Origin of the sequence: Lentzea sp. NPDC058436 (genome assembly GCF_042721515.1) — a bacterium.
Classification (GTDB): Bacteria; Actinomycetota; Actinomycetes; order Mycobacteriales; family Pseudonocardiaceae; genus Lentzea.
On record NZ_JBHXLF010000016.1, the window covers coordinates 15,574 to 27,911 of the forward strand.

Consider the following 12,338-nt stretch of genomic DNA (forward strand, 5'->3'; position numbering starts at 1 on the left):
CGTGCGGATCGGCCGCACGCCGCGTCACCCCGTGATCAGGGCCCGATGCCCTGGCAGGGCCGGGTCCGCAGGTCGTTCACGTAGTCGTCGGGCGCTCCGGCTGCCTCGGCCGCGTCGGCGACCACCCCGATGTACCGGGCGGACGGCAGCCCGCCCTCGTACGCGTCCAGCACGTAGAGCCAGGCCACGACAGACCCCTCCAGCGTCTGCACCCGCAGCCGGATCTTCTTGTAGAGCCCGAGCGCGCCCTCCCACCGGTCCAGCCGCGACTCGTCGCGGGGTGACACGTCGTAGAGCACGCAGAACGTCTGGTGGTCTGGCTCCTCGACGATCGTCGCGAGGGCCCCCTCCCACCCGAGGTCCTCGCCACCGAACGTCATGCGCCAACCGACGAGCCAGCCGGTCCCCGCGAGCGGGGAGTACGGGGCTCGCTCCATCATCTGGTTCGGATCCATGTTCGACCCGTACGCGGCATAGAGCGGCACGTCCGACAGCGTAGCGGCGTGGCGATCAGCTTTCGGTACTGACGACACGGTCGATTCGGTCAACGCGTACGGTTGAGCCGCCCAACAAGCCCGTGGAAGGGAACTGATCGTGACCCGCATCGTCATCATCGGCGGCGGACCCGCAGGTTACGAGGCAGCCCTGGTCGCGGCCCAGCACGGCGCCGACGTGACCTTGGTCGAGAACGACGGGGCCGGTGGCGCGTGCGTGTTGTACGACTGCGTGCCGTCCAAGACCTTCATCGCGTCCGCAGGGGCCCGCAGTGCCTTCCGCAACGCCGGTGAGCTGGGCATTCAGACCCACAACGAGCAGGCAGCCGTGGATCTGCCGGTCGTACACGGACGGGTGAAGGGCCTCGCACTGGCCCAGTCCGCGGACGTGCGGGCGCGCCTTCAGCGCGAGGGCGTGCGACTGATCAACGGGCGTGCGAAGTTCGTCGACGACTCGCGCGGGCTCGCCCAGCACCGGGTCGTGGCGACGGGCGCGGACGGGTCGGAAGAGGTCCTCAACGCCGACGTGGTGCTCATCGCGACCGGTGCGACCCCGCGCGTGTTGCAGGGCGCGGAGCCCGACGGCAAGCGGATCCTCACCTGGCGGCAGATCTACGACCTGCCCGAACTGCCCGAGCACCTCGCAGTGATCGGTTCCGGCGTCACCGGTGTCGAGTTCGCCAGCGCCTACACCGAGATGGGCGTGAAGGTGACGATGGTCTCCAGCCGGGACCGGGTGCTCCCCCACGAGGACGCCGACGCGGCCGTGGTGCTGGAGGACGTGTTCGCCGAGCGCGGCACGGCCGTCGTCAAGCACGCCCGCGCGGACAAGGTCGAGAACACCGGCGACGGCGTGCTGATCCACCTGGAAGACGGTCGCACGATCGAGGCGTCACACGCCCTCATGACCGTCGGCTCGGTGCCGAACACGACCGACATCGGCCTCGACAAGATCGGCATCGAGCTCGGGCGCGGCGGCTACATCCCCGTCGACCGGGTCAGCCGGACCAACGTCAGCGGCGTCTACGCGGCCGGCGACTGCACCGGTGTGCTGTTGCTCGCATCGGTCGCCGCCATGCAGGGCCGCATCGCGATGTGGCACGCGCTGGGCGAGGGCGTCAGCCCGATCAAGCTCAAGACCGTCGCCGCGAACGTCTTCACCAACCCCGAGATCGCGAGCGTCGGCATCAGCCAGCAGGCGATCGACTCGGGCGAGGTGCCCGCGCGCACGATCATGCTGCCGCTCGCCACGAACCCCCGCGCCAAGATGGAGGGACTGCGCCGCGGCTTCGTGAAGCTGTTCTGCCGTCCGGCCACGGGCGTGGTCATCGGTGGTGTCGTGGTGGCGCCGAACGCGAGCGAGCTCATCCTGCCGATCGCGCTGGCCGTGCAGAACCAGCTCACCGTCGAGCACCTCGCGACGACGTTCTCGGTCTACCCGTCGCTGACGGGTTCGATCACCGAGGCCGGCCGTCAGCTCATGCGCCACGACGACCTGGACTGACCGCGCCGAACTCATCTGGGCCGAGGGCAACCGCGCCCTCGGCCTCTGCGTGTTCTCAGTGCACGAGGGTTCGACCGTCCACCTTGGACGGACACCCGAAGACCGCACTGGGGGAACCAAGATGAAGACCATCAGCACGATCGTCGCGGTAGCGGCGATCGCGGCGGCAGCCTGCGCGTTCGGCCCGAGCGCTCTCGCGCAGGACGACGTGACGCCGAAGTTCGCGCTGGCGCCGAACGCCCTGATGAAGGGCCAGTGGTTCGAGGTGCAGATCGAGGAGGGGACCTGCCCCGGCGGTTCCACCTCGGTCACGTCGCCGGGATTCGCCGCACCGGTGGGCGCCGGCGGCGTCCACGGGATGGCGGGCACCACGCCCGGCACGTACACGGCGACGCTGACCTGCGCCGGCACGTCGAAGACCGGCACGGTCGAGTACCAGGTCGTCAACCGGAACGTGCGACCGCAGTTCACGATCGAACCCTCGTCCCTGCGGGCGGGCCAGCCGTTCGAGGTGCGCATCGCGGAGGGCGACTGCCCCGACGGCGGCACCGTCGACTCGCTCGGGTTCCGCTCGCAGGTCCGCGTCGAGAGCCCGAACGGGATCGCGGAAGGCAGGCCGGGCAAGTACACCGCGATCCTCACGTGCACGGGCGGCACGCGCGGCGCCGCGGAGTTCGAGATCATCTCCTGACGCCCGTCCGATGATGTGGCGGTGGACACATCGGGTGACCGCCCGGTGCGTCCGCCGCTGGTCGGACGGACCGGTTCTCGATCAGTCGCGATTGGACGCGCAACGAAGCCACCGGATGTGCGTCAATGGATTCGTGGGGACTCGTGTCTTGATCGCGGTGCTGTGCGCTGCCCTTCTCACCGCCTGTGCGCAGGGGCCCGCGCCGAAGCCGTCGTCGGCGACTTCGAGCGAGACCGCTCCGCCGCCCGTGGTGTCACCACTCGGCAACTCCGACCCGAAGGAGCTGCGCGTCGAACGGATCGGCGTGCGGTCGTCGCTCGTCGCGCTCGGCCTCGACCCGCAGGGCGTGGTGCAGATGCCGCCGGCCAACGAGGGCATGCAGGCCGGTTGGTACCAAACGCAACCGAAGCAGTGGATCCTCGTCGGCCGGATCGAGAGCAACAACGCGAGAGGCGTCTTCTTCCGCCTCAACGACCTGCTGCAGGGCGACCTGATCGAAGTGTCCAAGAAGGACGGTTCGGTCGCCCGCTTCACGGTGACGCGCACGGAGAGGATCATCCGCGACGACTTCTTCGCCGAGGCCGTCGCGCGGGACGAGGACGAGGAGGGGCTGCGGCTGATCACGTGCGGCACCCGCGACAACGTGATCGTGCACGCAGCCCCGGCCACCGCCTGACCCCAACCCACGAATCGGCGCACGGGTCGCGCAAGACAAGGTCGGGCCGAGTCGTGCAATGCGGGGTCGGGCGAGCCGGGCCACGTCAGGCCGGACCAAGGCAGGGCTAGGTCAGGCAGGGCTAGGTCAGGCCAGACCAAGGCAGGGCCAGGTCAGGCCGGACCAAGGCCGGATCAGGCAAGGTCAACGCCGAAGGCAAGACCGGTGTTTCGCGAGTTCGCGCTGGTCGTCCGTTCGCCTCTTCGTCTCGATTCGACGAAGTCCAATCGGGGCGAAGCGGCGGGCGGACGACCAGCTCCCCGGCGAACTCGCCGGAGCTGCGAAGCAGCGACCAAAGACTCAGTCCTCGACCCAGTCGAAGGTCTTCGACACGGCCTTCTTCCAGTTCGCGTACTCCGACGTGCGCCGCCCGTCGTCCATCTGCGGCTCCCACTGCTTGTCCTGAGCCCAGTTCTCCCGGATGTCGTCCTCGGTCTTCCAGAACCCGACGGCAAGCCCAGCCGCATAGGCCGCACCAAGCGCAGTGGTCTCCGCGACGACCGGCCGAATGACCGGAACGCCGAGGATGTCCGCCTGGAACTGCATCAGCAGCTCGTTCACGACCATGCCGCCGTCGACCTTCAACGCGGTCAGGTCAACACCGGAGTCGGCGTTCATGGCGTCGAGCACCTCACGCGTCTGGAAGGCCGTCGCCTCCAGCACGGCCCGCGCCAGGTGTCCCTTGTTGACGAACCGGGTCAGCCCGACGATCGCGCCGCGTGCGTCGGAACGCCAGTAGGGCGCGAAAAGACCGGAGAACGCCGGCACGAAGTACGCGCCGCCGTTGTCCTCCACGGACCTGGCGTGCTCCTCGATCTCGGCCGCGCTGCCGATCATGCCGAGGTTGTCGCGCAGCCACTGCACCAGCGAACCGGTGACGGCGATCGAACCCTCCAGGGCGTAGACCTGGGGTGCCTCGCCGATCTTGTAGCAGACGGTGGTGAGCAGACCGTTCTCGCTCATCACCTTCTCGGTGCCGGTGTTGAGGAGCATGAAGTTGCCGGTGCCGTAGGTGTTCTTGGCTTCACCGGGCGACAGGCAGGCCTGGCCGAACGTCGCCGCCTGCTGGTCGCCGAGGATGCCGGCGATCGGCACGCCCGCGAGCGCGCCGCGTTCGCGCACCTGGCCGTAGACCTCCGACGAGGAACGGATCTCCGGCAGCATCGACAGCGGGATGCCCATGTCGGAAGCGATCGAGGCGTCCCACTGCAGCGTGTCGAGGTCCATCAGCATGGTGCGCGAGGCGTTCGTCGGGTCGGTGACGTGCACGCCACCGTCAACCCCGCCCGTCATGTTCCACAGCACCCACGTGTCCATGTTGCCGAACAGCAGGTCGCCCGCCTCGGCCTTCTCCCGCGCGCCCTCGACGTTGTCGAGGATCCAGCGGACCTTGGGGCCGGAGAAGTAGGTGGCGAGCGGCAGTCCGACCTTGGCGCGGTAGCGCTCCTGCCCGCCGCCCAGCGCACCCAGCTCGGCGACGATCTTGTCGGTTCGGGTGTCCTGCCAGACGATGGCGTTGTAGACGGGTTCGCCGGTGTTGCGGTCCCACACCACCGCGGTCTCGCGCTGGTTGGTGATGCCGACGGCTGCGATGTCCGAAGTGGACAGATCGGCCTTCGCGAGCGCGCCCGCGGCGACCTGGCGGGTGTTCTGCCAGACCTCCTTCGGGTCGTGCTCGACCCAGCCCGCCTTCGGGAAGATCTGCTCGTGTTCCTTCTGGTCGACCGACACCACCCGCCCGGAGTGGTCGAAGATCATGCACCGGGTCGACGTGGTGCCCTGGTCGATCGCGGCCACGTACTGCGTCATGCGAGAAGTCCTTTCAGACCGGGAGAACCAGGAAGAGCAACGCGGCGAGCGCGCCACCCACGAGCGGGCCCACGACGGGAACCCACGAGTAACCCCAGTTGGCGTTGCCCTTGTTGTGGATCGGCATCATGAACGCGTAGGCGATGCGCGGCCCGAGGTCGCGCGCCGGGTTGATGGCGTAGCCCGTCGGGCCACCGAGCGAGGTGCCGATCACCAGCACGACGAACGCGACACCCGCGTATCCGAGCGCCGAGTTGCCGAACTGCGGAACGCCGTCGGTCGCCTCCTTCGCGGCCGGCGACAGCAGGATCCACGCGACGAGCACGAACGTGCCGATGATCTCGGTGACGAGGTTCCACGGCGCGTTCGGCACGGTCGGGCCGGTGGAGAAGATGCCGAGCGTGTTCTGCGGCTCGTCGTGCGTGTCGAACTGCAGCTTGTAGGCGGCCCAGCAGAGCATGGCGCCGATGATCGCGCCGACCATCTGCCCCAGGACGTAGAACGGAACGTCACCCCAGGGCGTCTTGTCCGCGATGGCGAGCGCGAAGGTCACCGCGGGGTTCAGGTGCGCACCGCTGGGGTTGGCGATGCTCGCGCCGGCGAAGACCGCGAAGGCCCAGCCGAAGTTGACAAACAGGAAACCCGTGCTGTTGCCGAGCGTGTTCTTGAGCACCTGGTTCGCGACGACACCGGTGCCCAGGAGGATGAGGACCGCGGTCCCCAGCAGCTCCCAGACGAAGATCGAGCCTGCGCTCATCGTCGGCCTCCACTCGTTTGCGGCCAGACAGGACGCGCAAACCCGAGGTCAGGGCCGCGCTGCCCGCCTTCAACGTGCTCGGACGCTATTACCGAGCTGATCAGTTGTCTACGCCAAGTACCCGTGGTCAGGCCATTTTTAGGCCAATGGGTACTGGTCGCCGCGCCCGTGGGCGAAGGGGCGTTGCTGCAGGTAACGTGATCCGCGAGTCGTCCACAGGGAGGCGCCTGTCGTGGCCACGCGAAAGAACTCAGCTGCACCAACGGAAACCCCCAGCGCCCCGCCCATCACGGGCAGGCTCGGCCCCGCCGAGCGCGAGGAGTCGTGGCAGCGGCTGGGCGCGGAGACGTTCGACCTCGTGGTGATCGGCGGTGGGGTGGTCGGCGTCGGTGCGGCGCTGGACGCTGCCACACGCGGTCTGCGGGTGGCGCTCGTCGAGGCCCGTGACCTGGCGTCCGGCACGTCGAGCCGGTCCTCCAAGCTCTTCCACGGCGGCCTGCGGTACCTGGAGCAGCTCGAGTTCGGTCTGGTCCGCGAGGCACTGCGCGAGCGCGAGCTCATGCTGACGCGCATCGCGCCGCACCTCGTGAAGCCGGTGGCGTTCCTCTACCCGCTGTCCAACCGCGTCTGGGAGCGCCCGTACACGGCGGCCGGCCTGTTCATGTACGACACGATGGGCGGCGCCCGGTCCGTGCCGGGGCAGAAGCACCTCACCCGCGCGGGCGCGCTGCGGCTCGTTCCGGCGTTGAAGCGCGACGCGCTGATCGGCGGCATCCGCTACTACGACGCGCAGGCCGACGACGCCCGGCACACGATGATGGTCGGCCGCACCGCCGCCCACTACGGCGCCGTGGTGCGCACGTCCACGCAGGTGGTCGGGTTCCTGCGCGAGGCGGACCGCGTGTCCGGCGTGCGGGTCCGCGACGTCGAGGACGGGCGCGAGGTCGACGTGCGGGCGCACGCCGTGATCAACGCGACCGGTGTGTGGACCGACGAGCTGCAGCGGCTGTCCGGCTCGCGCGGCCGGTTCCGGGTGCGGGCGTCGAAGGGCGTGCACATCGTCGTTCCGCGCGACCGGATCGTCGCCGAGGCCGGGATGATCCTGCGCACCGAGAAGTCCGTGCTGTTCGTCATCCCGTGGCGCAACCACTGGATCGTCGGCACCACCGACACCGACTGGAACCTCGACCTGGCGCACCCCGCGGCCACCAAGCACGACATCGACTACATCCTCGAACACGTGAACTCGGTGCTCGCGACACCGTTGACGCACGACGACATCGAGGGCGTCTACGCGGGCCTCAGGCCGTTGCTGGCGGGCGAGAACGACTCGACGTCGAAGCTCTCGCGCGAACACGCGGTGGCGCGCGTGGCGCCCGGTCTGGTCGCGATCGCGGGCGGCAAGTACACGACGTACCGGGTGATGGGCGCGGACGCCGTGGACGCGGCGCACGTCGACCTGCCGGGCCGGATCCAGCCGTCGATCACGGACAAGGTGCCGCTGGTCGGCGCCGACGGCTACCACGCCCTGGTCAACCAGGCCGATCAACTGGCGGCCAAGCACGGCCTGCACCCGTACCGCGTCCGGCACCTGCTGGACCGCTACGGCTCGCTGGTGCACGAGGTGCTGTCGCTGGCCGCGGACAACCAGGAGCTGTTGAAGCCCATCCCCGCCTCCCCCGACTACCTGCAGGTCGAGGCGGTGTACGCGGCCTCGCACGAGGGCGCGATGCACCTGGAGGACGTGCTGACCAGGCGCACCCGCATCTCCATCGAGTACGCCCACCGCGGCGTCGACTCGGCGGAGGCGGTGGCCAGGCTGATCGCGCCGGTCCTCGGCTGGGACGACGACGCGATCAAGCGCGAGGTCGAGGTCTACAACGCGCGCGTCGAGTCCGAGCGGGTGTCGCAGACGAAGGCGGACGACCAGGCGGCGGACGCGGTTCGTGCGGCTGCTCCGGAAGCGCGTCCGCAGTTGACGGAACCGGTGAGCTGATCTTCGGCATGCTGTAGGCATGACTGGGGTTGGTAGAAGAACGTTCCTGTTAGGCGCAGCCGTGGCCGGTGCCGTTTCCACCGGTACCGCCCACGCTGCCTCCACCGCGTTCGAGCACGGCGTCGCGTCCGGCGACCCGTTGCCCGACGGCGTCCTGCTCTGGACTCGCGTGGTGACTTCCGCGGCGATCCGCTGGGAGGTCGCCCGTGACGAGGCCTTCCACCGGATCGTGAAGCGCGGTGTCACCCGCACGTCCGCGTCGCGGGACCACACCGTGAAGGTCGAGGTGCACGGCCTGCGCCCGAACACCCGCTACTGGTACCGGTTCCGCGCCGGTGACGTCGTGTCGCCCGTGGGCAGGACCAAGACGGCGGGCTGCGGGTCGGAGCTGAACTTCGGCGTCGCGTCGTGCGCGAACTGGCCCGCCGGGCACTTCGCCGGGTACGGGTACCTCGCCCGCCAGGACCTCGACGCGGTGATCCACCTGGGCGACTACGTCTACGAGAACCTCGACGGCGCGGTCCGGGCGCACGAACCGGCGCACCGGTGCGTCACCCTCGACGACTACCGGCAGCGGCACGCGCAGTACAAGACCGACCGGCACGTGCAGGCCCTGCACGCCGCGCACGCCATGATCGCCACCTGGGACGATCACGAGTCGGCCGACAACTCGTCCAGCATCGGCTCACCGCAGCACGACCCGGCCACCGAGGGTCCCTGGGGCGCGCGGATGGCCGCCGCCACGCAGGCCTACTTCGAGTGGATGCCCGTGCGCGAGGGCAAGCTCGACCGCACGTTCCGCTTCGGTGAGCTGGCGACGTTGACGATGCTCGACCTGCGCTCGTACCGCACGGACACGACGATCCTCGGTGCCGCCCAGCGCGACCGGCTGATCAGCACGTTGAGCACCGACGGCGCGCGCTGGCAGCTCGTCGGCAACTCGGTGATGATCAGCCCGCTGAAGGTGCCGCCGCTGCCGGGCCTGCCGCAGTCGAACCCCGACCAGTGGGACGGGTTCCCCGTCGACCGGGAGCTGGTGCTGAGGTCGTTGGGCGACCGGAGGAACACCGTCTTCCTGACCGGTGACATCCACAGCTCGTGGGCGAACGAGGTGCCGTTCGGCGGTCAGTCGGTGGCCACGGAGTACGTGGTCACGTCACTGACCTCGGACAACTTCGACGAGCTGCTGAAGGTGCCGCCGCGCACCGCGTCGTTGCAGGTGGAGGCCCAGTTCATGGCCCTCAACCCGCACGTGCGGTTCGTGGAGCTGGACTCGCACGGCGTCTCGACGCTGCGCGTGACGGCAGACGAGGTGCAGTTCGACTGGCACTACGTGGCCGACAAAAGGGACCCGGACAGCACTGTGGCGCGTGCGCATTCGTTCCGCACGCGCCACAACACTGCTCTCGCCGAGAGGGTTCCGCTCTAGGCGAGAGCGGCCAACGCTGTGTGCACCATGACCCGAACACCGACGAGGAGCGCGCGCTCGTCGAGGTCGAACGTCGGCTGGTGCAGATCGCGCTGCTTCTCCTGACCGTTCCACACGCCGAGGCGAGCGAACGAACCGGGTACGTGTTCCAGGTACCAGCCGAAGTCCTCTCCACCGGACGACTGCTCGGTACCTGCGAGCGCGTCGTCACCCAGTGCGGCCTCGATACCGGCCCGCAGGATCTGGGTGGACTCGCGCTCGTTCACCACCGGCGGCACGCCGCGGCGGTGGTGGAGGTCGAAACCGACGCCCGTGGGCGCCAGCAGGCCGGTCACCAGGTCCTTGACCAGCGGCTCCAGCTCGGCCCAGATGTCGCGGTCACCGGTGCGCAGCGTGCCGCGCACCAGGCCGTCCTGCGGGACCGCGTTCGGCGCCTCGCCCGCGTGCACCGCGCCCCACACCAGGACGGTGCCGGAACGGGGGTCGACGCGGCGCGACAGCATCGTCGGCAGGCCGGTGATGACCGTGCCGAGTGCGTGCACCAGGTCCGCGGTCAGGTGCGGCCGCGAGGTGTGGCCGCCCGGCGAGGACAGGCGCAGCTCCAGCAGGTCGGAGGCCGACGTGATGGCGCCGATGCGCGTGCCGATCCTGCCGACCTGCAGGCGCGGGTCGCAGTGCAGGCCGAAGATCCGCTCCACGCCGTCGAGGCCGCCGGCGGCGAGCACGTCGAGCGCACCGCCCGGCATGACCTCCTCCGCCGGCTGGAAGACCAGGCGGATGCGGCCCGGCAGCTCCGTCGCCGACGCGAGCGCCAGCGCGGTGCCGAGCAGAACCGTCGTGTGGGCGTCGTGACCGCACGCGTGCGACACACCGTCCACAGTGGATTCGAACGGCAGGCCGGTGTTCTCGTGCAGCGGCAGGGCGTCCATGTCCGCGCGGAGTGCAACGCAGCGAGGGCCGTTGCCGATGTCGCAGATCAGGCCCGTGCCGCCGGGGAGGATGCGCGGCTTGAGGCCGACCTCGCGCAACAGCTTCGCGACGAGCTCGGTGGTGTTGTACTCGCGCCGGGAGAGCTCGGGGTTGGCGTGGATGTGGCGCCGCCAGGCGACTACGTCGGCGGCGTGCGCCTTCAGCCAGTCGTCGAGCCACGCGGGGCCGCGGCCTTCTCCGAGATCATCCACAGGAGACATGCTCACCCCGGTGGGGTCGACAAGCATCTCAGGGGACGTCTTCACAGTTGAGGAGCCCGAAGGCCGGGAGTCCAGAACCGTCATGCCGCACCTCCGCGGGACAGCAGCCGTGCACGCTGCCGGGAATCGGTGGCTGTCGCGATCGTCGTCCAAGCCATGGCAAGTGCTCCGTCGAGGAGCGCACGGTCGGCCGACGCCGAGGCACAGGCGGTCGCGAACTCTTGTTGGTGGTTCACCGCGTCTCCGCAGTCGATGGCGATGGTCGGGTGGATGGCGGGCAACACTCTGGTGACGTTGCCCATGTCGGTGCTCCCGATCTTCTCGCGCTGTTCCTGCTCCGGCGAGAGCGGTCGTCTTCCCAGCTCGGTGGCCGCACGCCGGTAGGCGTCCGCGAGCCACGGGTCGGGTGTCAACTCGGCGTAGATCGGGGAGACCTGCACCACCTCATGGGTGCAGCCGGTCGCGAGCGCGCCGGCCGAGAAGCAGTCCCGAATACGGTTCTCCAGGCGCTGCAACGATTCCAGGTTTTCCGCCCTCACGTCGAACATCGCTGACGCGCGGGCGGGTATTACGTTCGGCACGGTACCGCCGTTGGTGACGATGCCGCTCACCATCTGGCCCGGCTCGAAGTGCTGCCGCAGCAGGCTGATCGACAGCTGCGCGATCGTGACCGCGTCCGCGGCGTTGACGCCCAGGTGAGGCGCCGCAGCCGCGTGGGAGGGCTTGCCCTTGTAGTGCACCTCGAGATCGGTGATGGCCAGCGACTTCGACGCGCACGACTCGTACGGCGCCGGGTGCACCATCATCGAGAGCGAGACGTCGTCGAACACGCCCCGTTCCAGCATGAGCACCTTGCCGCCGCCGACCTCTTCCGCCGGGGTTCCGATCACCTTCACGGTGATACCCAGCTGGTCGGCGACGTCACGCAGAGCGAGCGCGGACCCGACGGACGCGGCGGCGATGACGTTGTGCCCGCACGCGTGCCCGACCTCGGGCAGAGCGTCGTACTCGGCGCAGAGTCCGAGCACCAGCTCGCCGTCGCCGAACGTCGCGACGAACGCGGTGTCGAGGTCGGCCACACCGCGGTCGACCTCAAAACCCTCGTTCACCAGCAAAGACGTGATCTTCTCGACGCTGCAGTGCTCCTCGAAGGCCAGTTCGGGCTCGGCGTGGATCGAGTGCGACAGGTCCAGCAGCGCGTCCGAGTACCGCTCGACGGTCGAGCGTGTGCTGATCTTCAAGTCGGTACTCATTTGCCACCATCCTGCATCACCACCTGGGAGACGCCGCGCGCTGATGATGATCAACCGGACGGCCGGTCGCAGCGCTGCGCCGAGCGGCGAGCGAGTTTCGGTCTGACCGATCAACGATGACGCAAATGGTCGAGAGACACGCTTAACTTTGGCTATTCCGTCCCATCAGGTGGAACGGCACGTCTCACCGAGTCGCCGCGCGACTATCCCTTCTTGGCCGCGCGCTCCTTGCGCCACTTCGCCCACCGCTTCTTGTTGCGGTAGTAGACCAGCGCGAACAGCACGACGGCGATGCCGCCGATCCACAGCTTGCGCTTGGTCTCTTCACGGGTCTCAGGCGACGGCGCCTGCGGCGCGTTCACGTCGGGAGCCGGGTTCACAGTCGTCTGCTGAGCGGCCGCCACGGGCGCGTCCGCCGCCTCTTGCGCGGACGCCACACCGGCGATCCCGAGAACGCTCATCAGCGAGAACACGCAGGCCAGCAGCAACCTCGACATGGC

General features: G+C 69.2%; 11 protein-coding genes. 5 read left to right on the top strand and 6 right to left on the bottom strand.

Annotated elements, in window-relative coordinates; all coding sequences use genetic code 11:
* Positions 1-35: 35 nt before the first annotated feature.
* Entirely contained in the window at positions 36-485 is a 450-nt protein-coding gene (locus ACFWN2_RS35175; RefSeq protein WP_030478530.1) for a gamma-glutamylcyclotransferase family protein, read from the bottom strand.
* A gap of 109 nt (positions 486-594) precedes the next feature.
* Here ACFWN2_RS35175 and ACFWN2_RS35180 point away from each other — a divergent pair, with 109 nt between their 5' ends.
* The 3 genes from ACFWN2_RS35180 (at position 595) to ACFWN2_RS35190 (ending at position 3,365) form a co-directional block, all read left to right on the top strand.
* Positions 595-1,998, top strand: coding sequence for an NAD(P)H-quinone dehydrogenase (locus ACFWN2_RS35180; protein ID WP_382434858.1), 1,404 nt, complete (start codon positions 595-597; stop codon positions 1,996-1,998).
* Between the two features lie 121 nt (positions 1,999-2,119).
* Positions 2,120-2,689, top strand: coding sequence for a hypothetical protein (locus ACFWN2_RS35185; RefSeq protein WP_382434860.1), 570 nt, complete (start codon positions 2,120-2,122; stop codon positions 2,687-2,689).
* 133 nt (positions 2,690-2,822) lie between these two features.
* Positions 2,823-3,365 carry a sortase domain-bontaining protein gene (locus ACFWN2_RS35190; RefSeq protein WP_382434862.1) on the top strand — a complete coding sequence of 181 codons (543 nt, stop codon included), beginning with the start codon at positions 2,823-2,825 and terminating at the stop codon, positions 3,363-3,365.
* A 339-nt stretch (positions 3,366-3,704) separates the two neighbouring features.
* Here the strand turns inward: ACFWN2_RS35190 and glpK are convergent, their stop codons facing one another.
* Both glpK and ACFWN2_RS35200 read right to left on the bottom strand, forming a co-directional pair.
* Entirely contained in the window at positions 3,705-5,213 is a 1,509-nt protein-coding gene (gene glpK, locus ACFWN2_RS35195; RefSeq protein ID WP_382434864.1) for a glycerol kinase GlpK, read from the bottom strand.
* Between the two features lie 13 nt (positions 5,214-5,226).
* Positions 5,227-5,970: an MIP/aquaporin family protein gene (locus ACFWN2_RS35200; protein ID WP_382434866.1), complete on the bottom strand. Its 744-nt coding sequence runs from the start codon at positions 5,968-5,970 to the stop codon at positions 5,227-5,229.
* A gap of 286 nt (positions 5,971-6,256) precedes the next feature.
* Here ACFWN2_RS35200 and ACFWN2_RS35205 point away from each other — a divergent pair, with 286 nt between their 5' ends.
* Complete coding sequence (locus tag ACFWN2_RS35205) at positions 6,257-7,966, top strand: glycerol-3-phosphate dehydrogenase/oxidase (protein ID WP_382435028.1); 1,710 nt, start codon at positions 6,257-6,259, stop codon at positions 7,964-7,966.
* 61 nt (positions 7,967-8,027) lie between these two features.
* Positions 8,028-9,395 (top strand): alkaline phosphatase D family protein, encoded by a 1,368-nt coding sequence (locus tag ACFWN2_RS35210; protein WP_382434868.1) that lies wholly within the window; start codon positions 8,028-8,030, stop codon positions 9,393-9,395.
* Here ACFWN2_RS35210 and ACFWN2_RS35215 read toward each other — a convergent pair.
* The 3 genes from ACFWN2_RS35215 to ACFWN2_RS35225 all read right to left on the bottom strand — a co-directional run bounded on the left by ACFWN2_RS35215 (position 9,392) and on the right by ACFWN2_RS35225 (position 12,335).
* Positions 9,392-10,669, bottom strand: a complete 1,278-nt coding sequence (locus ACFWN2_RS35215; protein ID WP_382434870.1) for a M20 family metallopeptidase — start codon at positions 10,667-10,669, stop codon at positions 9,392-9,394. The genes ACFWN2_RS35210 and ACFWN2_RS35215 overlap by 4 nt on opposite strands.
* Entirely contained in the window at positions 10,666-11,838 is a 1,173-nt protein-coding gene (locus ACFWN2_RS35220) for a M20 family metallopeptidase (protein WP_382434872.1), read from the bottom strand. Before ACFWN2_RS35220 ends, ACFWN2_RS35215 begins: the two co-directional genes overlap by 4 nt.
* Before the next feature lie 203 nt (positions 11,839-12,041).
* Complete coding sequence (locus ACFWN2_RS35225; RefSeq protein ID WP_382434874.1) at positions 12,042-12,335, bottom strand: hypothetical protein; 294 nt, start codon at positions 12,333-12,335, stop codon at positions 12,042-12,044.
* Positions 12,336-12,338 lie beyond the last annotated feature (3 nt).